Genomic DNA, 25,527 nt, shown 5'->3' on the forward strand with positions numbered 1-25,527 from the left:
CTCTCACTGAAAACTATAACTGCGGCTGAATATTATCTAATAATCATCACTTTTTTAACTTTAGTTTCGCCTCCGTCTTGAGCAGAAATAAAAACCATGTAAACTCCAGATGCTACTTTATATCTTCCGAAAGCAGTTGTGTCCCATTCGATTGTTCCGCCCGAAGATGTTACTTCGTAAACTAAATTCCCCTCAATGTCAGTAATTTTGACATTTGCCTTATCAATTAATCCTGCAACTTTAACGGTTCCTGTGTAAGTAGGACGAACTGGATTTGGATAAACATAAACATTACTTAAATCTTCATTGGCATCTGTTGAAATTCCGCCAAACGAAACCAATCCTTTACTGGTTGCAATAAAAACTTCTCCTGTTCTACCATTTATCTTAATATCATTTACATAATTACTTGGCAATGGCGAATTGTTTATCGTAAAATGATATTTTGTTTCCTGTCCATTTGGCGAAACCATAAATACTCCCGAATCTGCAGTTCCGATCCATTTGTTATTTGCCCCATCAACTGCAATAGAAGTTACAAACTGCTCGTATAATAATTCTTGAGCCAAATTATCTTCTGTAATAATAATCGGATTGGCTTTTAGCTGACTTTCAGATTGAAAACTCGAGACGTTAGACAAAACTCTCAAACCCTTTGTCGTTCCAATCCAAAGTTGATTTTTTGTATCTAAAGCTATCGCCCTTACATCTGCAATTGGCAAATTACCAGCATCAGCACCAAAAGTCATTTTTTTAAAGGTATTAGTGCTTTCATTAAATCCGACAACTCCAGTTTTATAAGTCCCGATCCACTTTACATTATTGCGATCTATTACTATACTCGAATAATTCTCTTCTCCCACATCTTCTGATATTGCAGCCATCGAATAGCTGCCCCATTGCCCATTTGTTTTTAAAACTTTCAATCCGTTATTGATTCTACTATTGGTCACCCAAAGATTTCCAGATTTATCAAAAGCAGTTGCATTAATTCGAACATCTATATAATTTGGACCTTCTGTTGTAATTGACTCCAAACCACTGTTTTTTTCATTATACAAAAGAGTTGGAACATCATTTTCAATCTTCAACAATCCAGAAAAAAAAGAACCGGCATAAACTTGCTTTTCGTTATTCGGATTGATATAAATTCTGGTTATTGATTTTGCGTCAAAAACATCAGAATATGGAACATTTAACCATCCCGAAGCATTAAAGCGACTAATTCCGTAACTATCCAAAGGATAAGGGTTGTACACAGCATCGTAATCTCCATATACTGCCCACAAAACATTTGAACCCGCATCTATAGAAAAAATATTATTGCGTACTGGTCCACTGGGAGTACTATTTTCGAAAACTGTGACGTTATTTAAAGAAGAAACAAACAAACCTTTTTCTTTTGTCCCGATAAAAATCTGATCCCCAACTGTGGTTGCGCAACTAAAATTCAAACTATTATCTAAAACCTGAGCATTTGTAATTTGCCTATTCAATACCATTTGATTATTATAGACATAAACAGTATTGGCGGTTGTAACAAATAAATTATGATTTTTTACTCTTGCATCAATAGCCGCTTGAGGTAATTGCAAAAAGCCCACAAATACATTTGAATTGAATCGATGAATATATCCAGAATTATTTATTGCAATAAGCTCTGTATCTAAAGCTTCAACACTAGACCAATCTCCTCCATTTACAATTGACCATTGGCTAAAATCTACAAGATTAGCGTTTGCACTATCAGCTTTTCTAATACCGCTAGAAGTGGCCGCAAAAATAAATCCGTTAAACATTGCCGTTTGTTTTACACTTATTTCTGCTCCATTATCACCAATAAAATAAGTGTCTCCGAATTGTGAAGTTTTAAGATTGAATTGAACAATTCCAAAATCGCAAGAAACATATATCAATCCATTATTCTCCATAAAATGATTGATTTTTTTAGTATTTGCCGGCAGTTGTTTATTAATAATATCAACGACTTTCAACATACTTCCGTCAGCATCATTAATTAAAATCATTAATCCATTTTCATAGCCAACTATTGTTTTTTTGAATGCTTCGCTGTAGTAAACTGCAGAAATTGTCTGACCTGAAAGTCCGTCAACTGTAGTAATCGATTTAAGGATATTTGTTGTTACGTTTCTTGAAAACAATGCATTTTCTGAAGCCGCTATTACACCCGTAGTTGATTCTGAGATATCCTTTACTTCATTAAATGAAAAATAACCTTGCCAAGACAATTTGCCCTGCGCCATGCAAAACTGAATTAGAAGTAAAAACAAACCGCAGAAAAAAACTTTTTTCATCATATAATGTATTCGAATAGACAAATATACTACAAACGGAATTTTATTTAATTTTTAGCACAAATAAAATACCCCCGATATCTTATGAAGATAACGAGGGCATTTCTAATTATTGTAATTAAATCTTAAACTACACCTTGAGCAAGCATAGCATCGGCAACTTTTACAAATCCGGCAATATTAGCTCCTTTTACGTAATTAACATATCCGTCTTCTTCTGCACCGTATTTTTTACATTGGTTATGAATTCCGATCATGATTTCTTTCAATCTCAAGTCTACTTCTTCACTAGTCCAGTTTAAACGTATTGAGTTTTGAGTCATTTCTAATCCAGAAGCAGCAACACCTCCAGCATTTGCAGCTTTTCCTGGTGCGAATAATACTTTATTGTCTAAGAAAAGTTTAATAGCATCTAATGTAGAAGGCATATTTGCAGCTTCTGTAACACATAAAACGCCATTATCAATTAACTTCTTAGCATCATCTCCATTTAACTCGTTTTGAGTAGCGCAAGGAATAGCGATATCTACTTTTACTTCCCAAGGGCTTTTTCCTTTATGGAAAATAGCATTTGGATATTTCTCCAAATATCTTTCTGCTCTATTATCTCCAGTAGCTCTCATTTCAACCATATGGTCGATTTTTTCTCCAGAAATACCTTCTTCATCATAAATATAACCATCAGGTCCAGAAATAGTAACTACTTTACCTCCTAATTCATTTACTTTTAAAGCAACTCCCCAAGCCACATTTCCGAATCCAGAAATAGCAACTCTTTTACCTTTAATTTCATGACCAATTGTACGAAGCATTTGATCTGTAAAGTAAACTACTCCATATCCTGTAGCTTCTGGTCTAATCAATGAACCACCGTAAGCCAAACCTTTTCCAGTTAAAACTCCTGTAAATTCATTTCTAATTCTTTTGTATTGACCAAACAAATATCCAATTTCTCTTGCTCCTACACCAATATCTCCAGCTGGAACGTCAAGATCTGGACCAATATGACGGCATAATTCTGTCATAAACGATTGGCAGAAACGCATAATTTCGCCATCTGATTTTCCTTCTGGGTCAAAATCAGAACCACCTTTACCTCCGCCCATTGGAAGAGTTGTCAAACTGTTTTTGAAAACTTGTTCGAAAGCAAGGAATTTTAAAACTGATAAATTTACTGTATGGTGAAATCTAATCCCTCCTTTATAAGGTCCAATTGCAGAGTTCATCTGAATTCTAAAACCTCTGTTTACAATAATTTCTCCTTTATCGTCTACCCACGGAACTCTAAATATAATCGATCTCTCTGGTTCAGCGATTCTTAGAAGTATATTCTTCCCATCGTATTTTTTACGTTCTGATATAAAAGGAATTACAGTTTCAGCAAATTCTCTAACAGCTTGAAGAAATTCTGGCTCGTTTGGATTTTTTGACTCAATTAGAGCCATAAATTCATTTATTTTTTGTTCCATCTTTGAAATAAATTTTTCAGATAATTAAGTTTAATCTTTACTCTTATAAAAATAAGAAATCATGTTTAAGAAAACGTTTTCGTTTTAACAGACAAAGATATATCAAATAATGATTCGATGTTATATTTTTCACTTTTTTGAATCGATTTGTGTTTTTTTCAAACATTACAAAAAAACACATTTTACATGTAGGTGTTTACATGCAAATCACTCTTTAAAAGTTAGTAAATTAAGTATTTTGCTAGTTATTTTTCAATAGAGCGATTTAATATTTTGAATCGATTATGTTTTTTATATATTTGCCGTGATTTGTAAGCCCTAAAAAATGTCTAAACCCCTATTTATCACATTACTTGCCTTGTTTGGCATATCAACTGCTGTATCAGCACAAGGACTAGCTCAAGAGATCGGAATTTACGCCGGACCAGTTACATTACAGTCTGATTTTGGAGAAAGACACAACTTCGACACCAATGTAGGAAACACTGGTTTTGGTGTTGGAATTATGCACTTTCTTAACTTTTCTAGCAACAACAATAGAGAAAGTTTTTTTACAGAGCATTTTAAAGTAAGAACTGATCTATCTTTCAGCAGAACTACTTTAAAACATTATGGAGAATGGGTTGAAAGAAAACCTAACGGAATAATTGCACAGCAATTAAAAAATATGCACGCAAGTTCTAGCATATTAGGTTTAGGTGCTCAGTTAGAATTTTCTCCTTTTATGAAAATCCACGATTACGAAAACACAATTGGTAGCCTTAGTCCGTATGGAAGTTTAGGATTTCAGGTTAGCTATTATTCAGCAAAAGTTGGATCTCATTTAGGAGACATCACCTTACCAACTGTTACTCCAGGAAAATACTTAACTCCATCTGATGGGCGTGCACATGGATTCTCTACAGAAACTGGGGTAGTTTTATCTGCAACAGCTGCTGTTGGTGTTCATTACAAATTATCTGAAATGAGCGATTTAATGTTTGAGACTCGTTTCTCTATGTATAATTCAGATTGGATTGACGGATTAAACCCAAATAAAGATATTTATAAAGAAAACAAATCTAACGACTGGCAGGTTTGGTTTAACTTTGGATATATTTATTATTTAGAGTTCTAAATCAAGAAAATTTACAACATAAAAAATCCCAAATTCCAAAATAATTAAAATTGGAATTTGGGATTTTTATTTTTAGATATACTTATTAAGCTAAAGCTTGTTCTAAATCTGCGATTAAATCTTCTGCATCTTCAATACCAACACTCAATCGAACTAAATCATCAGTAATACCAACTTCTGCTCTTTTATCTGCAGGAATAGATGCGTGTGTCATTAAAGCTGGGTGATTAGCCAATGATTCTACTCCACCAAGAGACTCTGCTAAAGTAAAGACTTTCAGTTTTTCTAAAAATGCAATCGAATCTTCTTTCTTTCCTGATTTAAAATCAAAAGAAACCATTCCGCCAAAAGCTTTCATTTGTTTCTTAGCAATTTCGTGAAACGGATGATTCTTCAAACCTGGATAATAAACTGTTTTAATCTTTGGGTGATTACTCAAGTATCCAACTACCTTTTCTCCATTTTCACAATGTCTCTGCACTCTTAGAGCTAAAGTTTTGATTCCTCTTAAAACCAAAAAACTATCCATCGGCCCAAGTGTAGCTCCAGTAGCAAATTGCTGAAAATGTAACTGTTCTCCAAGCGCTTCATCTTTTACAATTAATGCTCCAGCAATAACATCAGAGTGTCCTCCTAAATATTTTGTCGCAGAATGCATTACAATATCTGCTCCTAAATCTAAAGGTTTTTGTAAATAAGGCGTTGCAAAAGTATTATCTACCGCAAGAAGAATTTTTTTCTCTTGAGTGATTTTTGCTATTTCTTGAATGTCCGCCAATTTCATTAACGGATTGGTTGGCGTTTCTACCCAGATTAACTTCGTGTTTTCGTTAATTAAACTTTTCAGTTTTTCGATATTCGTCATATCTACAAAATGAAATTTAATACCCGAATCTTTATAAACACGAGAAAACATTCTGTACGTTCCTCCATACAAATCATCCATTGCAATGATTTCGTCTCCCGCTTTAAAAGATCTTAAAACGCAGTCTGTCGCAGCAAGACCAGATGAAAATGCTAATCCGCGAGTTCCGTTTTCAATACTAGCCAAAGCGTCTTCTAAAGCCGTACGCGTCGGGTTTGAAGCTCTACTATATTCGTAATCTGCCAAAGGTTTCCCTGGACTTGTTTGAACAAATGTTGAAGTTTGATACACTGGCGGCATAACAGCTCCTGTACTTGGATCATGATGCTGTCCTCCGTGAATAACTTTTGTATTGAATTTCATATAGTTATAAATTTTAATTCCATAATTCTTTTACAAATTTACCGCTTAATTTATTTTATCGCGACACAAGTTCTTACCTTTGTAGATAATTAACACTTTTTGATATGAAAAATTACATATTTATAATCTTTTTGTGTTTGATTTTTACAAGTTGCAAAAAAGAGCTTTCATTTGACAATGAAACGTTTGAAGAAAAATCTACTATTCCCTGCAAAAAAGATTGCCCAAGAATTACGATAGAAGTTCCAATTGCTAAAAATGTTAAAGTAACATCAGACAGCATTAATAAAAAAGTATTTGCAGTAATTAAAGAGATTGCATTTTTTGAAGAAGATTCGGTAAAAGTTGATGATTATAAATCATTAGCAAAATCGTTCATTATTTCATACGAAGAAATGCATCAAAAATTCCCAAATGACACCTTTGGCTGGGAAGCAAGAATAATTGGAAATGTAGAATTTCAGTCAGAGCAAATCTTAAATCTTAAAATTGACCATTATACCTTCACAGGCGGCGCTCATGGCTATCAAGGTTATCGCTCTTTATTATTCGATAAAAAAACAGGAAAAACGATTTTTAACAATCAGCTATTTAAAAACGAAAAAGAGTTTAAAGCTTTCGCTGAAAAAACTTTCAGATCAAAATATAAAATTCCAGAAAAAGCCAATATTAATGCTACAGGATTAATGTTTGAAAATGACAAATTTCAACTTCCTCAAAACATCTTCTATACTTCTGCGGGTTTACTTTTATATTACAATTCATATGAAGCTGCATCATATGCAGATGGCCCAAAAGAGCTTTTATTCCCGTATGAAGAAGTAAAAAAATATTTGAATTTTCACTAAATAATTTCAGCATCTATTAAATGCACCGCAGTGCGTCTCTATAGAAAACCTCAGAATCTTAGAACCTTAGCAACTTAGAATCTTTTTTCACTGAACATCATACTTCATTTTACGCAAAACCCTCAAGGCTTCTTTAAAGGAAGAATATACATTTTTATAAGGCTTTAAAAGCAATTTCGCATCTATTAATTTTTGTCTGGCATCCTCAAAACCATTCAAATGACAAATCATAAAGGTAGAAGGCAGATTTTCTAAATCCTTCATTTCACGATCCGATAAAGTGATTTCTTTTTGGAGTTTACCTAAAAGAGCCATATTCGAATTATAAATATGATATAGCATTTTTCTATTGAATTCTGGCGGCTGAAAAAGCATCTGACGGTCGATTTTATAATAACCGTTATCAAAAAAATAAATGGTTTGCTCTTCTAATGGATAATAACTTGTTTTGTCATTTAATCCTAGCGGAACATATTCTGTAATGGTAAAAGTATCGTCGTTATATTCGATTGTAACAACATCTTGTGCCGAATAAAAAAGTTTAATTTGTTCGTTTATCAATTCGATATCTACACGAGACAAATATGTTTTATCACGTAATTTTTTTGGAACTCCAGCCCAACAAATCACAAACAATTCTTTAAAAACACGATATTTCGGAGACATATCTTTATGCCTGAAATTCATAAAATCGATAACACCGTCTAAAGTATATTGAATACTATTTCGAGAACTATTTTCGATTCCAATAACCGTTTCTGTATTCTGATTGTTTTTTTCAATTTCCTCGTGTTCTTCCAGAGGAATCGAATTACTACCGCGTCTTATAAAAACACTATTGGCAAGAATGGTATGAATTCCTTTTTTAAAGTAAGAGATTTTACTTTTAGGCTTTATTGTAACGAGACCAATTACTTTATCTTTTGGAAGATTAGGAAAAGGGACGTTTTCATATTGAATTTTTGGAGGGTTTTCTAAAAAAGCATTGACTAGATTCTGAATTCTACTATCATCAAAGAAATCGTCGCCGACAATTTCGTTATCTTGATCTTCTACTCCAACTACGATATAAGAATTATTGTTTGGGTTAGAATTGGATAAAGCACAAATGTGTTTTAGAAACTTTCCCTTCCCTTCACGAGAATGGAGATTCAACTGCCTTTTTTTATCATAAAAACTGCTTTCGTCATTATGAGCGAGGAGATTTTTAATTAAAAGGCGTTTATTAATCATGTCGATTTTATTTAGCCACGAATTGCACTAATTCGCAGTAATTTAATTTATTAAAACTTAAAATTAAAAAAAAGACGCACTACAGTGCGTCTCTATATTCGATTTTATTTAAATATTCTTTTTAACAATCGTCGAAGAGGCCTGTGCAGTACTCATAACAACCAAATCGGCAATATTTACATGATAAGGTCTTGAAACCACAAAGTGAATAATATCGGCGATATCTTCTGCCTGCAGCGGATCAAATCCTTTATAAACATTTGCTGCTCTCTCAACATCTCCTTTAAAACGAACTTCGCTAAATTCTGTTGCTACCATTCCTGGATGAATGCCTCCAACTCGAATTCCAAACGGATTCAAGTCAATTCGCATTCCTGCAGTAATCGCATCAACAGCATGTTTAGAACCGCAGTATACATTTCCGTTCGGATACACTTCTTTTGCCGCCGTTGAGCCTATATTAATGATATGTCCAGATTGTCTCTCAACCATCTGTGGAATTATAGCTTTTGAAACATACAAAAGACCTTTTACATTAATATCAATCATGGCATCCCAATCGTCTAAATTTCCGTTCTGAATCGGATCCAAACCGTGGGCATTTCCAGCGTTATTAATTAAAACGTCGATTGTAGAAAAATCATTTGGTAAAGCACCTATTTTTTCTAAAACTTCTTCTTTGTTTCGGACATCAAATGATAAAGAATGAACTTCTGTAAAAGCTGAAAGTTCTTTTTGAAGTTCTTCCAAACGATCTTTACGTCTTCCGCAAAGGATCACTTTATAATTGTTTTTCGCTAAAATCTGAGCGGTTGCTTTTCCAATTCCGCTTGTAGCACCAGTAATTAAAACTGTTTTTTTCATTTCATTTTTTTTATTTTTTGCCACAGATTAAAGGATTAAAATGATTCTTTTGAAATCTGTAAAAGTCTTTTAATCTGTGGTAAAATATTTTAATTCTTATTTTTCCATTCCTCCAAATTCAACACCATATTGAGCGCTGTCCAAGTTTCTCCATCTACTTCTCTGAAATATTTTTTATCAGGATTTAAAGTAAACCCAACTTTTTCATAACATTTTTGAGCTCCGACATTAAAATCAAAAACATTCAATTCAATATTTTTTTCTTTTCTGTTTTCAGAAATATATTGCAGCAATAAAGTCACCATTTGCTCGCCAATTCCTTTTCCTCTTTGATTTTCATCCATAATCAAGATTCGACCTAATTTTGCAAAACCGTCGTAAAAATAAATTTCACAATGTCCAATAGTGCTGCCATTCGAAATATTTGCAACTCTAAAAGCAACTCTATTTTCATCAAAAAGTGTTTTATCTATTTGGCTTGCTGTTAAAGGAAAAGTAAACTCTGGTCCGCCAAATTGCATTAAAGCTTTTGCATTCTTGACAGAATCGATCAATTCAGAATAATCTTTTTTCTCAAAATTTTCTAAGCGTATCATTTTTCAGAACAGTCCAAATTAAGGCACATCGTCGCCCATACTTTCTGTCCAGATTGCAAACCAATCTTCTGTATCCATTTCCAGTTCAACTGCTTTTGATAAAGCCTGAATTCTAGCAATATTTACGGTACCTGCAATCGGAATTACTTTTGCAGGATGTTTTAAAATCCATGCCAATAAAAGTGTATCTGCACCTAAGTGATATTTTTCTAATAAAGTAGAGAACAGTTTTTTCAAACGGCGAGTCTGTTTGGTATCTTCTCTAAAAACAGTTCCAAGCGGGTTCCATGATAAAGGGCGAATTCCGTTAGCTTGCATATAATCTAAACTTCCGTCCAACATTGGCTCGTAATGTGTTGCCGAAAATTGTACCTGATTATAACTCACTTCTGTTTTCTGACGAATTAATTCTGTTTGAGAACTAGTAAAATTAGAAAGTCCAAAATCAATAATTTTTCCTTCTCCTTTTAATTTCTCAACAGCTTCGGCAATTTCGTCAGCCTGCATTAATGGACTTGGCCTGTGAAGCAGAAAAACATCTACATAATCTGTTTTTAAATTTTTTAGAGATTTTTCTACAGACTTAATAATATAGTCTTTAGAATAATCATAATGTTTGATTTTGTTTTCTGGGCGTTTTTCAGCAATCATCTGAATGCCGCACTTTGTAATTAATTGTAATTTTTCGCGATCAATTTTACTTGCATGAAAAGCTTTTCCAAAATCGGCTTCGGTCGTATACGAACCGTAAATATCCGCGTGATCAAAAGTCGTAATTTTGTTTTCGATACTCACTTGTATCATGTTTTCCATTTCGCTAGTTGTAAGGTTTTTATCCCAAACTCCCCAATTCATAGTGCCCGAAATTATAGGCGATAAGACTGTTTTGCTCATAATAGTTATGCGTTATTTTTGGTAATAATTATGCTTTCATAAAGCATAATCATCAAAGTTCTTAAAAATATAAAAATAGATTCACAATTAGTCCTTAAAATTAGGTCTTTGGTCGAAGTTTTAACCATTCTTTAACATCTTACTTCTCAAAAAATATTCAATTTGCACTCTCAAAAATTAGGCGTAAAAATCAAGGTTTTAAAAATATTTATATGGAAGAAAATACAACGACTTTAGACATTAGAGCGATAAATGAAAAAATTGAGCGAGAAAGTGCTTTTATAGACCTTCTTACAATGGAAATGAACAAAGTTATTGTGGGTCAGAAACATATGGTCGAGCGTCTATTGATCGGATTACTTGGACAAGGGCATATTTTATTGGAAGGAGTTCCAGGTCTGGCAAAAACTTTAGCCATCAACACGCTTTCTCAAGCGGTTCAAGGATCTTTCAGCCGTATCCAGTTTACGCCAGATTTATTGCCTGCCGATGTTATCGGAACCATGATTTACAATATTAAAGCAAACGAGTTCTCAATTAAAAAAGGACCAATTTTCGCCAATTTCGTACTTGCCGATGAGATTAACCGTGCTCCAGCAAAGGTTCAATCAGCTTTATTAGAGGCGATGCAGGAGAAACAAGTTACTATTGGTGATACTACATTTAAATTAGACCGTCCATTTTTAGTATTAGCAACACAAAACCCAGTTGAGCAAGAAGGAACATATGCACTTCCTGAAGCGCAAGTTGACCGTTTTATGTTGAAAACTGTTATTGATTATCCAAAAATTGATGAAGAGCGTTTTGTAATTCGTCAAAACTTAAAAGGAACTTACGAAAAAGTAAATCCTGTAGTTTCTGTAGATCAAATTCTACGTGCTCAAGAAGCTGTTCGTGAAGTTTATATGGATGAAAAAATCGAGAAATATATTCTTGATATTATTTTCGCAACACGTTACCCAGAAAAATACAAATTAGCCGATTTAAAACCGCTTATCAGTTTTGGAGCTTCTCCTCGTGGAAGTATCAACTTGGCTAATGCAGCAAAATGTTATGCTTTCATCAAACGTCGTGGTTATGTAATTCCAGAAGACGTTCGTGCTGTTGTTCACGATGTATTACGCCACAGAGTTGGAATCACTTACGAAGCAGAAGCAGAAAACATCACTTCTGTAGACATTATCAACAAAATCGTTAACGAGATTGAAGTACCTTAAAAAGTTGATGGTTGATAGTTTTTTGTTGATGGTTTATACGCCATCAACCAACAACCCTAAACCATAAACCAAACAAAAAATGGATACAAAAGAGCTTTTAAAAAAAGTACGGAAAATAGAAATCAAGACCAAAAGACTGAGTAATCATATCTTTTCGGGAGAATACCACTCTTCATTTAAAGGACGAGGAATGACGTTTAGCGAGGTGCGTCAATACCAATACGGAGATGATATTCGTAACATCGATTGGAATGTAACCGCACGCTACAACGAAGCTCATGTTAAGGTATTTGAAGAAGAACGTGAATTAACCATGGTTTTAATGGTTGATATTTCGGGTTCTGAATCTTTTGGTTCTAAAAATCAATTCAAAAAAGACATTGTAACCGAAATTGCGGCAACAATGGCTTTTTCGGCTACACAGAATAATGACAAAATTGGTTTAATATTGTTTTCTGATACAGTAGAATTATATATTCCGCCCAAAAAAGGACGTTCGCACGTACTTCGTATCATTCGTGAATTGATCGAATTTGAACCAAAAAGCCAGAAAACAGATATCGCGCAAGCTTTGAAGTTTTTATCTGGAACCCAGAAAAAGAAAGCCATCATTTTTATGATTTCCGATTTTATGTCTGATTCTTATGAGCATACATTAAAAATTGCTTCTAAAAAACATGACATCACAGGTGTTCGCGTGTACGACATTCGTGAAGAAAGAATTCCAAATTTAGGAATGGTTCACATGCTGGATGCCGAAACTGGAAAAATCCAATTGGTTGATACAAGTTCAAAAGCTGTTCGTATGAATTATGAGAAGCACTATCAGGAGAAACTAAATTACTTTAAAGATACTTTCCGTAAATCTGGAGCAGGAATTGTAAATACCAGAGTAGACGAAAATTACGTTACTAAATTATTAGGCTATTTTAAATCACGATAAAAATTTGGCAGTTTTGATTAACCATCAAAAATCGTTAATCTAAAATCTTCAATCGTTAATCAAATGAAATTTAAACTTTATATATTTTTATTGCTTTTCTCTACTATGATTTTTGCGCAGCAGAAACAAGTAGAAACAAGTATTGATACCACCAAAAATAAAATTGGTGCTGAGTTCAAGCTGACGCTTAAAACGGTTGTAAGCTCCAAATCTAAAGTTGAATTTCCAAAACTTAAAAATATTGGTCCGCTAGAAGTTATTGAGTCTTATCCGATTGATACCGTTAAGAAAAATGACACTTACGAACTGGTTAAAAAATATGGTTTAACACAATTTGATTCTGGTCGTTATACAATTCCAAGCATTAAAATTTTAATCGATAAAAAGCCTTTTTATACAGATTCTCTAAAAGTTGAAGTAGCCCCTGTAAAAGTTGATACTTTACAGCAAAAGATGTACGATATTAAAGACATCTCTTCTGTTGATGAAGGAATGGGAAATTGGTGGATTTATACTTTAATAGTGCTAGCAATTTTAGGAATTGGCGCATTCGTTTATTGGTATGTTAAAAAACGTCAGCTGAAAAAAATCGAGGAAGAAGTTTACAAAACTCCTATCGAAAAAGCGACAAGTTTATTAAACAACTTAGAGAAAAAAGAACTTGTTCAAAAAGGAGAAGTAAAAGAATATTATAGTGAATTAACAGATATTGCGAGAAATTATATCGAAGAAGCCATTCATATTCCAGCGATGGAAAGTACAACTTCTGAGTTAATTACAGCAATTAGAGAAGCATCTACCAAAAAGAAAATGACGCTTACACCAGAAACTGTTGAGAATCTGGAGCGTGTTTTACGTCAGGCCGATTTGGTGAAATTTGCGAAATCTAAGCCACTTGATTTTGAAATTACTGAAGATCGAAATAAAATTCAGAAAGTAATTTTAACCCTTGATAATGCTATTCCAACTGAAGTTCCAGAAGACATTGAGGATCAGTTATTGAACGAAGCGCAAAGACAAAAACAAATTCAGGCGCAGCTTCGCAAAAAAAGAAATGCAAGAATCGGTTACTCTGTTGCGGCTGTAATCTTATTGTTGTTTGTAACTACAACTTATTTTGTGGTTACAAAAGGTTTCAATTACGTAAAAGACAATATAATTGGTCATCCTTCTAAAGAATTATTAGAAGGCGAATGGGTGAAAAGCGCTTACGGAAATCCAGCAGTTCTTATTGAAACTCCAAAGGTTTTAAAAAGAATGGATACTCAAAAAGTACTTCCAAAAGAAGCAATGGCACTTATCAAAGAAATGCAGCTTTTTGCATACGGAAGTATGATTGACAATTTCTATGTAACAGTTTCTACATCCAAATTTAAACAGCCAACCGAAATAGATTTAAGCAAAGCTCTTGAGGGAACTATAAAAATTATGGAGTCTCAAGGCGGACAAAATATTATTGTAAAACAAGAAGATTTTCAAACTAACGAAGGTATTCAGGGAATAAAAGGTTACGGAACGATGACAGTTCTGAATCCTGCAACTAAAACGAGTACAAAAGCATACTATGAATTGCTGCTTTTCAAACAAGATCAAGGTTTACAGCAAATCATGATCTTACACGAAGAGGGCGATACGTATGCAAATGAAATCACGACCCGAATATTAAATTCTGTTGAACTTCAAAGAGCAAACAACTAATGGGCAATATCAGTTTTTTAAATCCAGAATTTCTTTGGTTGTTTCTATTAATTCCTATTGCAATAATTTGGTTTTTCTGGAAACGCAACCAGCAGTCGGCTACCTTAAAAATGAGCTCGACAGCAGGATTCCAGAAGAGCGAATCGTTTTGGACCAAGTTCAAACCTGCTTTATATGTTTTCAGAATTTTGGCTTTATGCTCGTTAATTATAGCATTGGCGCGTCCAAGAACTGTAGATATTAGCAACCAGACCAAAACGACAAAAGGAATTGACATCGTAATGGCAATTGACGTTTCTGGATCTATGCTAGCAAAAGATTTAAAGCCAAATCGTATGGAAGCTTTAAAACGAGTTGCAGCAGATTTCGTTGAAGAAAGACCTAACGATAGAATCGGATTGGTTTTATATGCTTCTGAAGCTTATACAAAAACTCCGGTTACAAGTGATAAAGCGATTATTCTCGAAGCTATAAAAGGAATTAAATACGATACCACTTTACAAGATGGAACTGGAATTGGAATGGGATTAGCAACTGCTGTAAATCGTTTGAAAGACAGTAAAGCAAAAAGCCGCGTTATCATCTTGCTTACTGATGGTGTAAATAATGCTGGTTTTATTGAGCCAGAAACAGCATCTGATATTGCAAAACAATACGGAATTAAAGTATATACAATCGGTCTTGGAACTAACGGAATGGCAGAATCTCCATATGCATATGCTCCAAATGGCGGTTTCTTATTCAAAATGCAGAAAGTAGAAATCGATGAAAAGTTAATGAGAAACATCGCTAAAAAAACAGATGGAACTTATTTTAGAGCTACAAGCAACGATAAATTAGCAGAAATATACAACTCAATTAATAAACTGGAAACAACAGAAATTCAGGAATTGAAATTCTACGATTACGATGAAAAATACAGGTTTTTTGTCTTATTTGCAGGTTTGATGTTATTACTTGAAGTTGGATTAAGAAATACAGTTTATAGAAGCTTTATTTGATTTTTTCAAAATCAAAAAATTCCAACAATAAAATTCCAAATAACAAATTGGAATTTGGAATTTAAAGATTAAAAATTAGAAAAGGATTTGGAATTTGGAATTTCAATATTGGAATTTAAAAACATTTATGGAATTAGACGAAAAAAAATATTTATATCTCTTATTACTTATCCCAATTGTGGTATGTATTTTCCTTTTCAATATGTATTGGAAAAGAAGAACGCAACGCGAATTTGGTGATTTGGAAATGGTAAAAAGATTGAGCCCTGAGAAATCGGTTTTTAAACCTGTTCTAAAAATCGTAGTGATTCTTTTGGCGCTTACTTGTTTGATTATTGGTTTGGTAAATCCGAAGATTGGAACCAAAATGGAGACCGTAAAACGAGAAGGTATCGATATTGTTTTTGCTGTAGACGTTTCTAAAAGTATGCTTGCAGAAGACGTTGTTCCTAGTCGTTTAGATAAAAGTAAACAGTTGGTTTCTCAGATTATCAATAATTTAGGAAGCGATAGAATCGGAATCGTAGCTTACGCAGGAAGCGCTTTCCCAGTTTTGCCAATCACATCAGACTATAGCGTTGCAAAAATGTTTTTGCAGAGTATGAGCCCAGGAATGGTTTCGTCTCAAGGAACATCTCTGGACGAAGCAATTAAACTGTCTTCGACATATTTTGACGAAAAAAGCAAAACAAGCAAACTATTAATCCTGATTTCTGACGGTGAAGATCATTCTGAAGGTGCAGCTGCTGCGGCAGAAGAAGCGAATAAATTAGGAATGAAAATCATCACTATTGGTGTTGGTACAGAAAAAGGAGGAACAATTCCGTTAAAAGAAAATGGTATTGTTAGAGGATATCAAAAAGATCAAAACGGAGAAACTGTAATTACCAAATTAAATCAAGAAGGTTTAAAAACAATTGCAAAAGCAACAAAAGGTGGCTATGTTTATGGCGGAAGCACAAAAGAAGTTTTAGAATACGTGAAAAATGCTTTAAACAATATCCAAAAAACAGAATTTGAAGCTACGCAAATGGCAGAATTTCAATCGCAGTTTCAATGGTTTATCGGGTTTGCATTTTTATTGCTTTTTCTAGACATTTTCTTATTAGAAAGAAAAACAAGCTGGATCAAAGAGTTGGATTTATTTAATGAAAAGAAATAAAAAAGTTAGCCACTAATTGCCCGAATTTACACGGATACCAAATTATTTAATTTGTGAAATTCAAAAAGAAATAAAAAAATTAGTGCCAATTTGTGACCCGAACGATAGTGAACAGGCGAAGCAAATTCGTGGCGAAAAAAAACAAAATTAGAATGAAAAATTTACTCCTTTATATTTTACTAACCGTTTCTTTTGCAGTTTCTGCTCAAGAAAAAGACAAAACGTTGCCTACTGGTAATGAAGAATATAAACAGAATAAATTTATTGATGCTGAGGCAAACTATAGAATTTCGGAATCTAAATTTCCGAAACGATCAACAGCACCTTATAATTTAGGTAATACTATTTATAGACAAAATCAGGTTTCGGAAGCTAAATATGCTTACGCGAAAGCAATAAAAAACGCTAAAACAAAGACTGAGAAACATAAAGCTTATCATAACCTTGGTAACGTTTTCATGAAAGAGAAAGATTATACTCAAGCAGTTGAAGCTTACAAACAAGCACTTCGTAACGATCCAACAGATGAAGAAACACGTTACAACTATGCTTACGCCAAACAAAAGCTAAAAGAGAATCCTCCTAAAAACGATCAGAATAAAGATAAAAACAAGGACAAAGACAAGGATAAGGATAAAAATAAAGACAAGAACAAGGACAATAATAAAGACAAAGACAAGGATAAAAAAGACGATAAAGGCGACCAGGATAAAGACAAAAAAGATGGTAAAAACGATCCAAAGAAAGATGACAAGTCTGACAATCAAGGAGAGCCAAAACCACAACCTGGAGGAATATCAAAAGAGCGTGTTCAGAATTTGTTAGATGCGGTAAACAATGAAGAAAAGAAAATTCAAGACAAAGTAAACGCTCAAAAAGTAAAAACTAATCCTAAGAAAACAGAAAAAGACTGGTAAAATAATTTAAATCGTTTAGTCGTTAATTGTTTATTACAAGAAATATTCAAAAACGGCTAAACGATTAAACAGTTAAAATAAACAACGATTAAACAAGTAATGAAAAGATATTTAATTCTATTTCTACTCACTTTTCAAGGACTAATGGCTCAGGTGCAATTTGAAGCCAGAGTCAGTAAAAACACACTTGGAATAAACGAAAGGCTTCGTGTAGATTTCATCATGAATGTTGACGGAGATAATTTCGAACAGCCTTCTTTTGAGGGATTTAGAATGGTTGCTGGGCCAAGCCAACAAATTAGTCAGTCTTGGATAAATGGCCGAAGCTCTTTTCAAAAAATATATTCTTATATCATACAGCCTGAAAAAAAGGGAATTGTCACAATTAAACAGGCTGCAATAGAATTTAATGGTCAGATTTACAAAACGAATCCGATAAAGGTTACGGTAACCAATGCTGTGGCTCAAGAAAGAGATCCAAATGACAGACCTCCTGGATCTGGAAATGAATTACTGACTCTTGTTGCTGAAATTTCAAAAACAAACCCTTACTTAAACGAGCCAATTACAGCGGTTTACAAGCTGTATTTCAATAATATTGGTGTTACTGGTTTTAAAGAATTGGCAAAACCTAAATACAATGATTTCTGGAATCAGAACATTGACATCAAACAATTGGCAATTGAAGAAGGAAATTTTCAAGGCCAAAAATGTTATTATGTTATTCTGAAAAAGACCATTTTATATCCACAAAAATCAGGAAAACTTACAATTGAACCTCTTTCACTAGATATTGGCGTGCAATTACCAACAAATCGTCGCGATATGTTTGGTCAAATGATTATTACGGAAGACAATAAAGTGGTTTCTGCTGGAGCAAAAACAATTAATGTAAGACCACTTCCTGAAAGCACAAAACCAGAAGGTTTTACTGGTGCTGTCGGAAGATTGAATTTTACTGTTACGCCTTCAAAAACAACACTTAAAAACGGTGAAGGTCTTGACTTAATCGTAAGTGCGCAGGGAACTGGAAATATGAAGTTATTTACACTTCCAAAACCAGTTGTTCCAAATGCATTAGAAATGTACGATCCTGTTCACGACGAACAAGTAACTACATCTCTAAGTGGCATGTCTGGAAGAGTCACAGACAAATATACTATTGTACCGCAATACCGAGGAAAATATGCTATAAAACCAATGCAATTTTCGTATTTCGATTTAAGTACTGGCACCTATAAAACCATTACTTCGAAAGAAATTATGATTGATGTTCTGGACGGACCAACGCCAGCAGAAGCAAATACAGGATCGGCTTCTAAAAATACTGTGGCAACAACAGATCAATTCAAGAATATTAAATCTAAAACAACACTAATTCCTATTATTAAACATGATTTTTACGATTCAAGTTTGTATTTAGGATTGTTGTTTGCACCGTTTATCATTATTCCGATTATCATTTTGGCTAGAAAGAAAAAAGAAGCTATGGATAATGATGTTACTGGAAATAGAATTAGAATGAACAATAAGCTAGCGAAGAAATATTTATCGCAAGCTAAAAAACATCTTAATAACAAAGAGCCTTTCTATATCGCACTAGAAAAAGCTATGCATAATTTCTTGAAAGCAAAACTGCACATTGAAACTTCAGAAATGAGTAAAGACAATATCAGAGAATTACTGCTGTCTAGAAATGCAAATGCCGAAACGGTTCAGAATTTTATTACTCTGACTGAAAACTGTGAATTTGCTCGTTATGCACCGGCGTCGAGCACTTCAATTCAGCAAGATTATGATAAAGCTGTTATGATTATTTCTGAATTAGAAAAACAGATTGTTTAAACAAAATAAGATGAAAAACATACTATATATCTTTTTATTAATCTCGCAGGTTTTCTTTGCGCAAGGGCGCTTTGCATCGGCCAATGCATTGTACCAAAAAGGACAATACAAAGAAGCCGCACAGGTTTATGAGAACATTGTAACGGAAGACAAATTACATTCTGCCGAATTATATTTTAATTTAGGAAATTGTTATTACAAACTAAATCAAGTTGCACCTTCGATTTACAATTATGAAAAAGCTTTGGTTCTTAAACCTAATGATCCAGAGACTTTAAACAATTTAAAGTTTGCTAAGAAACTAACGATTGACGAAATTAAGGAAGTTCCAAAAGTAGGTTTTGCAAAACTAATTCAGAACTTTACTTCTATTTTTGATTATAATACTTGGGCTAAAATTTCTGTTGCACTTGGTTTTGCGTTCTTATTGAGTTTTATAGGTTATTATTTCTCAAACGCTACGCTTGCAAAAAGAATTTATTTTGTCGGAATGTTTATTGTTTTAATTGCTTTCGCTTTAAGTATTTCTGCTGGAATGTCTGAAAAAAATCATTTTGAAAATGACCGTGTTGCCATTGTTTTTTCTGAATTAAGCCAAGTGAGACATGAACCAAAAAAATCTTCAAATGGAATTATTTTATTGCATGAAGGAGCAAAAGTTTACGTACTGGAAAGTATTGCTGGCTGGAAAAAAATCGAATTGACAGATGGAACCCAAGGTTGGATCGATTCTTCGACTATCAAAGAAGTAAAATAAGTTTAAAAATATTAATTGTAAAAATCCCAAATTCCAATCTTGCTGGAATTTGGGATTTTTATGTTTTAGAATTTAATGATTAATTCACTGCATCGATCAATCGCACAAATTCAGATCTGTACCCTTCTTCGTCATTTGACAAACCAGATTTTGCTAATCTTTTGATATCCGAACTTGAACTGTTTGCAATATATTTTGAATCACGCAGTTTTAATCCGAACCAAGAAACAGCAGTTGCAAATTTAAAATCTGGAGAGCTATTTTCTATGTCTGTTTTTCTATCTGCAATCACATTTACTATTTCAATACTATTATTGCCATCAGGTTTTTTATATCTAAATTTTACAGTTGCTAACTCATCACTATGATTTCCAGTTACTTTCTCTGTTTTAGTGTATTTTAAATCTGAAGGAACGTAATTGCTTTCTACTCCAGTCGGAACAATCTCATAAAGAGCAGTAACTGAATGCCCGCTGCCTAATTCACCTGCATCTATTTTATCATTTTTAAAATCTTCAGCATTTAATTTTCGATTTTCATAACCAATCAATCGATAAGCTTGAACATGGCTTGGATTAAATTCGATTTGGATTTTTACATCTTTAGCGATAGCAAACATTGATCCTTTAAATTCTTTTCCAAGAAAACGATTTGCCTCTTGAATATTATCAATGTAAGCATAATTTCCGTTTCCTTTATCAGCTAAAATTTCCATTTTAGAATCTTTATAATTTCCCATTCCAAAACCAAGAACAGTTAAGAAAACACCAGATTCTCTTTTTTGCTCAATCAATTTCAACATATCATCATCTGATGATGCGCCAACGTTAAAATCACCATCAGTAGCTATCACTACCCTATTATTGCCTTCTTTAATAAAATTTTGCTGTGCTAGCTTATAGGCTAATTCAATTCCTTCTCCTCCTGCTGTGCTTCCGCCTGCATGTAAATCGTCAAAAGCATCTATAATTTCGTCTTTATTATCTCCAGATGTTGGTTCTAAAACCACTCCAGCAGATCCTGCATAAACCACAATCGAAACTTTATCGATACTTCTAAGTTCTTTTACCAAAATCTTCATCGATTCTTTTAGCAAAGGCAATTTATTCTGCTCGTCCATCGAACCCGAAACATCAACTAAAAAAACTAGATTAGAAGCTGGCAAATTTGCCATTGGAATATTTTTCCCCTGCAAACCAATCTTTAATAGTCTGCTGTTTTTATTCCAAGGACAATCGCTGTATTCTGTGTTTATAGAAAATGGATGTTGCCCTTCTGGTTGCGGATATTTGTATTTAAAGAAATTGATCATCTCCTCAACACGAACAGCGTCTTTAGGAACTTTTTGTCCTTCATTTATAAATCGGCGAATATTAGTGTATGATGCATTATCAACATCGATAGAAAAAGTAGAAAGTGGAGTTTTTAGTGGAGATTCAAACGGATTTTCTTCTAATCCTGCGTAACTTTCTGTGTTTGGATCTGTATAATTTTCTTCTGGAACTTCGTCGGTAACTGCAACAGCCATGTCGGCTGTTTCATAACTCGCGTCTGGTGCATATGCTTTCTTACAGCTGAAAATAGTAAGTACAAGGAATGCCATCATAAAGAAATTAAAATTTCTCATAAAGTAAATTTTTTAAAATTAATAAATAGGTTATTGGCTTCAAATAAGGACTAGCATTCCGGATGTACTAGAGACGATTATTTGCAATTTTCGAGTATGCAAAATCGTGCCAAAAAAATTACAATTATTTTTCTTACTTGAAAATAAAATCAGAAACCCTGATTTTTAAAGGGATTTAATGTGAAATATTTTTTGTGAATGCGGAAATTTTTTGCCACAGATTAAAGGATTAAAATAGATTAATCTTTTGAAATCATTTAATCTGTGGCAAAATTTATATTCAATGTGTTAGACGCACTGCGGTGCTTCTCTATAGAATATACGATGTAAATTAAAATGTATAAATTTTCTCTGGCGTAACGCAATAATCCAATTTGATATCAGATTCAAAAACATCTTCAATCTGATTTACGGCTTCAAAGAAAGAAAGTCCGATTTTTAAGGTCTCTGGTTTACATTCGGCAAGGAATTTATCGTAGAAACCTTTTCCGTAACCAATTCGATTTCCAAAGACATCAAAAGCCAAAAGCGGCACAAAAACTACTTCAACTTTAGAAGAAGGCACTTCAATTCCGTCAACTGGTTCTGGAATATTGTATTCGTTCTTTTTGATTTTGGTATTATCAGTCAATAGAAAATGCATCATTTTTCTGGTTTCGAAATCACTTTTAGAAACTAAAATTTCTTTGTCTTTGCCAGAAAGCAAATGTAAAACGTATTCGGTATTGACTTCTTTTTGTTCTTCAATTGGGAGAAAAACATGATAATAAATTTTATCCCAAATTGGCATTTGAATCAATTGGTTTGCAATCGCCAAACTCTTCTCTTCTACTTCATCAAAAGAAAGTGTTTTTCTAAAATTTTTATATTCTATTCGAAGTTCTTTTTTACTCGTCGGCATTGTCTGGAATTTTAGATAAATGATAAATAGCATCGCCTTCGTAAGCAATTGGCGAATGATTGGCATTAATTACATAACCATCATGAGGAGCTTTGACTTTTTGTTCAAATTTCCCAAACGGATCTGTAATAATGGCTAAGATAGTGCCTTTGGTTACAAATTTTCCAACCAGATTAAAATCGTGCAGCAAACCCGAACATTTTGCACGAAGCCAAACCGACTGTTTAATATAAATTGATGGTGTTAATGCTCGCTCAACAATTTGTTTAGAATCTAGCATTCCTAAATAATCAAGCAAACGCTTTGTTCCTAACACACCTTGATTTGCGATTTCGTTATTGATATCTAAAGATTTTCCTCCCTCAAAAAGAAGCATTTTTACATTGGCACTTTCAGAAGTTTTTCTAAAAGAACCATTTATATTTTTAGAATAAAGTGTAAAAGGAGCATTAAAAACATCGGCCAGAATTTTCAATTCAGGATTGTTTTCGGTAATTCTAATTTGTGGAGCATTGAATCGGCTCGCGCCACCTGCATGAAAATCGACAGCATAATCTAAAATTGGCAAAATTTCTTCGACAATATGATAAGCAAATCTACTTGCCAGAGAACCTTTTTTACTTCCTGGAAAAACACGATTCAAATCGCGACCATCTGGAAATTCTCGAGATTTGTTCACAAAACCATACATATTGATAACGGGTATGCAAATTATTGTGCCTCGTGCAGGTCTGTTTATTTTCTTGCTGATAATCTGACGAACAATTTCTACACCGTTAATTTCATCCCCATGAATTCCTGCAGAAAATAAAACAACAGGACCTTCATGCTTAGAACGGCGCACAATAACAGGAATATTCAACTTGGTTGTAGTATGCAGTCGGGCAATTTCGACGTTTATGGTTCTGTGTTCTCCCGGCAAAATCGATTCGCCAAAAATAACCAATGGAGTACTATTTTTCATGTAGAATTATAAAATCTAAATATAGAAATTATTCTTTTGATTTCGTAAATTTGAAACTAATTCAATGTTAAGCTTCTTTTAGAAATCGGAATGGTTTTTGAAAAGCTTCTCGAACATCTTCAGAAATACAATAGAATGCAAAAATCGACCTTAGATCTTCAAATTTTAACCTTGCCTGATAACCCAGGCGTGTATCAATATTATGATAAAGACGGGAAAATCTTGTATGTCGGAAAAGCCAAAAATTTAAAAAAAAGGGTTTCATCATATTTCAATAAAATTCACGATACTGCCAAAACGAATGTTTTGGTAAAAAAAATCGTGACCATAAAACACATTGTAGTTCCAACCGAAACCGATGCGCTTTTATTAGAAAACAATTTAATTAAAACACTTCAACCGAGATACAATGTTTTGCTTCGTGACGACAAAACATATCCTTGGATCTGTATTAAAAAAGAACCTTTTTCGAGAATATTTTCAACTCGAAACATGGTCAAAGATGGCTCTGAATATTTTGGCCCATATACCAGTTTCAAAACAGTACATACTATTTTGGATCTTATTAAAGAATTGTATCCGCTTAGAACCTGCAATTATGACTTGAGCCAATCAAACATTAATTCAGGAAAATTTAAAGTTTGTTTGGAATATCACATTGGCAATTGTAAAGGCCCTTGCGAAGGTTTGGAACCTTTGGAAGAATACCAAAGACAAGTCAATGCTATTCGCGAAATCCTGAAAGGAAATTTCAAAGAAAGTTTAAAGGATTTCAAGAAATTGATGAATAATTATGCGCAAAATTTACAATTTGAAGAAGCGCAGAAAATAAAAGAAAAGATTGAAGTACTAGAAAACTATCAATCTAGATCTACCATTATCAATCCGAAGATTACCAACATTGATGTTTTCTCCATTGTTTCTGACGAAAGTGCGGCTTATGTCAACTTTCTACAAATTTCACATGGTTCGATTATTCGTTCGCATACTTTAGAAATGAAGAAAAAGCTAGACGAAAGTGATGAAGAATTATTAGAATTGGCCATTGTAGAACTTCGTGAGCGTTTTCAATTATTATCTAAAGAAATTATTGTTCCTTTTGAAATGGATTTGGGCGAAAACATTAAAGTAACTGTTCCGCAACTTGGAGACAAAAAGCAGATTCTAGATTTATCTATTCGAAATGCGAAATTCTACCGAATCGAACAATTGAAACAGTTGCAAATTGTAGATCCCGATCGACATGTGAATAGAATTATGGCTCAGATGCAGAAAGATTTACGTCTTCCTTCTGAACCTCGACATATCGAATGTTTTGATAACTCAAACATTCAAGGAACAAATCCTGTTGCGGCTTGTGTAGTTTTTAAAGACGGAAAACCAAGTAAAAAAGATTATCGCCATTTTAATGTCAAAACGGTTGAAGGTCCGAACGATTTTGCTTCTATGACCGAAATCGTGTACCGCCGTTACAAAAGATTGTTGGATGAAAACGAACCTCTACCGCAATTGATTATTATCGATGGTGGAAAAGGACAGCTTTCGGCAGCATTAAAAAGTATTGACGATTTAGGATTAAGAGGAAAAGTTGCTATTATCGGAATTGCAAAACGTCTGGAAGAGCTTTTCTATCCTGGAGATTCGATTCCGTTATATTTAGATAAAAAATCAGAAACTTTAAAAGTGATTCAGCATTTAAGAAACGAGGCGCATCGATTTGGAATCACTTTCCATAGAGACAAACGAAGTAAATCTGCACTTAATTCTTCTGTAGAAAGCATTCCGGGAATTGGAGAAAAAACCATGCTTGCATTAATACAACATTTCAAAAGTGTTAAAAGATTAAAATTAGCTACAGAAAAAGAAATTTCAGAAGTTATAGGTGCTTCCAAAGCAAAAAAAATTGTCGACTTTTACAAAACCAACTAAAC

General features: G+C 33.5%; 21 protein-coding genes. 11 read left to right on the top strand and 10 right to left on the bottom strand.

Annotated features, from left to right (window positions below; genetic code table 11):
* Positions 1–32: 32 nt before the first annotated feature.
* Both porZ and gdhA read right to left on the bottom strand, forming a co-directional pair.
* Positions 33–2,315, bottom strand: a complete 2,283-nt coding sequence (porZ, locus tag AC1Q5Z_RS07870) for a type IX secretion system anionic LPS delivery protein PorZ (protein WP_492445126.1) — start codon at positions 2,313–2,315, stop codon at positions 33–35.
* 125 nt (positions 2,316–2,440) lie between these two features.
* Complete coding sequence (gdhA, locus tag AC1Q5Z_RS07875; protein ID WP_198855334.1) at positions 2,441–3,784, bottom strand: NADP-specific glutamate dehydrogenase; 1,344 nt, start codon at positions 3,782–3,784, stop codon at positions 2,441–2,443.
* Positions 3,785–4,109: 325 nt separating this feature from the next.
* Between gdhA and AC1Q5Z_RS07880 the strand changes: the two genes are divergently transcribed.
* A complete protein-coding gene (locus AC1Q5Z_RS07880; protein WP_343585075.1) occupies positions 4,110–4,901 on the top strand; it encodes a THC0290_0291 family protein in 792 nt (263 codons plus the stop codon).
* An 85-nt stretch (positions 4,902–4,986) separates the two neighbouring features.
* On the opposite strand, the gene AC1Q5Z_RS07885 is transcribed toward AC1Q5Z_RS07880, so the two are convergent.
* Positions 4,987–6,129 carry a cystathionine gamma-synthase gene (locus tag AC1Q5Z_RS07885; protein WP_198855332.1) on the bottom strand — a complete coding sequence of 381 codons (1,143 nt, stop codon included), beginning with the start codon at positions 6,127–6,129 and terminating at the stop codon, positions 4,987–4,989.
* Positions 6,130–6,233: 104 nt separating this feature from the next.
* Here AC1Q5Z_RS07885 and AC1Q5Z_RS07890 point away from each other — a divergent pair, with 104 nt between their 5' ends.
* Complete coding sequence (locus tag AC1Q5Z_RS07890) at positions 6,234–6,977, top strand: DUF3298 and DUF4163 domain-containing protein (RefSeq protein WP_343585072.1); 744 nt, start codon at positions 6,234–6,236, stop codon at positions 6,975–6,977.
* An 87-nt stretch (positions 6,978–7,064) separates the two neighbouring features.
* On the opposite strand, the gene AC1Q5Z_RS07895 is transcribed toward AC1Q5Z_RS07890, so the two are convergent.
* The 4 genes from AC1Q5Z_RS07895 to AC1Q5Z_RS07910 all read right to left on the bottom strand — a co-directional run bounded on the left by AC1Q5Z_RS07895 (position 7,065) and on the right by AC1Q5Z_RS07910 (position 10,564).
* Positions 7,065–8,210, bottom strand: coding sequence for an ATP-binding protein (locus AC1Q5Z_RS07895; RefSeq protein ID WP_198855330.1), 1,146 nt, complete (start codon positions 8,208–8,210; stop codon positions 7,065–7,067).
* A 108-nt stretch (positions 8,211–8,318) separates the two neighbouring features.
* Positions 8,319–9,074 (bottom strand): SDR family NAD(P)-dependent oxidoreductase, encoded by a 756-nt coding sequence (locus AC1Q5Z_RS07900; protein WP_343585069.1) that lies wholly within the window; start codon positions 9,072–9,074, stop codon positions 8,319–8,321.
* Positions 9,075–9,163: 89 nt separating this feature from the next.
* Positions 9,164–9,670: a GNAT family N-acetyltransferase gene (locus AC1Q5Z_RS07905; RefSeq protein ID WP_492444243.1), complete on the bottom strand. Its 507-nt coding sequence runs from the start codon at positions 9,668–9,670 to the stop codon at positions 9,164–9,166.
* 18 nt (positions 9,671–9,688) lie between these two features.
* Positions 9,689–10,564: an aldo/keto reductase gene (locus AC1Q5Z_RS07910; protein WP_492444244.1), complete on the bottom strand. Its 876-nt coding sequence runs from the start codon at positions 10,562–10,564 to the stop codon at positions 9,689–9,691.
* Between the two features lie 212 nt (positions 10,565–10,776).
* Here AC1Q5Z_RS07910 and AC1Q5Z_RS07915 point away from each other — a divergent pair, with 212 nt between their 5' ends.
* From AC1Q5Z_RS07915 to AC1Q5Z_RS07950, 8 genes are all read left to right on the top strand, one after another.
* Positions 10,777–11,781 carry an AAA family ATPase gene (locus AC1Q5Z_RS07915; RefSeq protein WP_095928410.1) on the top strand — a complete coding sequence of 335 codons (1,005 nt, stop codon included), beginning with the start codon at positions 10,777–10,779 and terminating at the stop codon, positions 11,779–11,781.
* 79 nt (positions 11,782–11,860) lie between these two features.
* Positions 11,861–12,724: a DUF58 domain-containing protein gene (locus AC1Q5Z_RS07920; RefSeq protein WP_198855326.1), complete on the top strand. Its 864-nt coding sequence runs from the start codon at positions 11,861–11,863 to the stop codon at positions 12,722–12,724.
* A 63-nt stretch (positions 12,725–12,787) separates the two neighbouring features.
* Positions 12,788–14,422, top strand: a complete 1,635-nt coding sequence (locus AC1Q5Z_RS07925; RefSeq protein ID WP_286965732.1) for a hypothetical protein — start codon at positions 12,788–12,790, stop codon at positions 14,420–14,422.
* Positions 14,422–15,423, top strand: coding sequence for a vWA domain-containing protein (locus tag AC1Q5Z_RS07930; protein ID WP_198855324.1), 1,002 nt, complete (start codon positions 14,422–14,424; stop codon positions 15,421–15,423). The genes AC1Q5Z_RS07925 and AC1Q5Z_RS07930 overlap by 1 nt, the downstream gene beginning before the upstream one ends.
* Before the next feature lie 127 nt (positions 15,424–15,550).
* Positions 15,551–16,585: a vWA domain-containing protein gene (locus AC1Q5Z_RS07935; protein ID WP_343585060.1), complete on the top strand. Its 1,035-nt coding sequence runs from the start codon at positions 15,551–15,553 to the stop codon at positions 16,583–16,585.
* A 152-nt stretch (positions 16,586–16,737) separates the two neighbouring features.
* On the top strand, positions 16,738–17,502 hold the full coding sequence (locus tag AC1Q5Z_RS07940) for a tetratricopeptide repeat protein (protein ID WP_492444245.1): 765 nt from the start codon (positions 16,738–16,740) through the stop codon (positions 17,500–17,502).
* Between the two features lie 99 nt (positions 17,503–17,601).
* On the top strand, positions 17,602–19,347 hold the full coding sequence (locus tag AC1Q5Z_RS07945; protein WP_492444247.1) for a BatD family protein: 1,746 nt from the start codon (positions 17,602–17,604) through the stop codon (positions 19,345–19,347).
* Between the two features lie 10 nt (positions 19,348–19,357).
* Positions 19,358–20,104, top strand: coding sequence for a tetratricopeptide repeat protein (locus tag AC1Q5Z_RS07950; RefSeq protein WP_278020198.1), 747 nt, complete (start codon positions 19,358–19,360; stop codon positions 20,102–20,104).
* A gap of 79 nt (positions 20,105–20,183) precedes the next feature.
* Here AC1Q5Z_RS07950 and AC1Q5Z_RS07955 read toward each other — a convergent pair whose 3' ends face one another.
* The 3 genes from AC1Q5Z_RS07955 to AC1Q5Z_RS07965 all read right to left on the bottom strand — a co-directional run bounded on the left by AC1Q5Z_RS07955 (position 20,184) and on the right by AC1Q5Z_RS07965 (position 23,596).
* Positions 20,184–21,731, bottom strand: coding sequence for a vWA domain-containing protein (locus AC1Q5Z_RS07955; RefSeq protein WP_278020197.1), 1,548 nt, complete (start codon positions 21,729–21,731; stop codon positions 20,184–20,186).
* 331 nt (positions 21,732–22,062) lie between these two features.
* Complete coding sequence (locus tag AC1Q5Z_RS07960) at positions 22,063–22,632, bottom strand: 5-formyltetrahydrofolate cyclo-ligase (protein WP_343585055.1); 570 nt, start codon at positions 22,630–22,632, stop codon at positions 22,063–22,065.
* Positions 22,619–23,596 (bottom strand): succinylglutamate desuccinylase/aspartoacylase family protein, encoded by a 978-nt coding sequence (locus tag AC1Q5Z_RS07965; protein WP_343585053.1) that lies wholly within the window; start codon positions 23,594–23,596, stop codon positions 22,619–22,621. The genes AC1Q5Z_RS07960 and AC1Q5Z_RS07965 overlap by 14 nt, the downstream gene beginning before the upstream one ends.
* Positions 23,597–23,731: 135 nt before the next feature.
* On the opposite strand from AC1Q5Z_RS07965, the gene uvrC reads away from it, so the two are divergent.
* On the top strand, positions 23,732–25,525 hold the full coding sequence (uvrC, locus tag AC1Q5Z_RS07970) for an excinuclease ABC subunit UvrC (RefSeq protein ID WP_343585051.1): 1,794 nt from the start codon (positions 23,732–23,734) through the stop codon (positions 25,523–25,525).
* The last annotated feature ends 2 nt before the right edge of the window (positions 25,526–25,527 follow it).

This window comes from Flavobacterium sp. GW823-FHT06G12, from assembly GCF_058794775.1.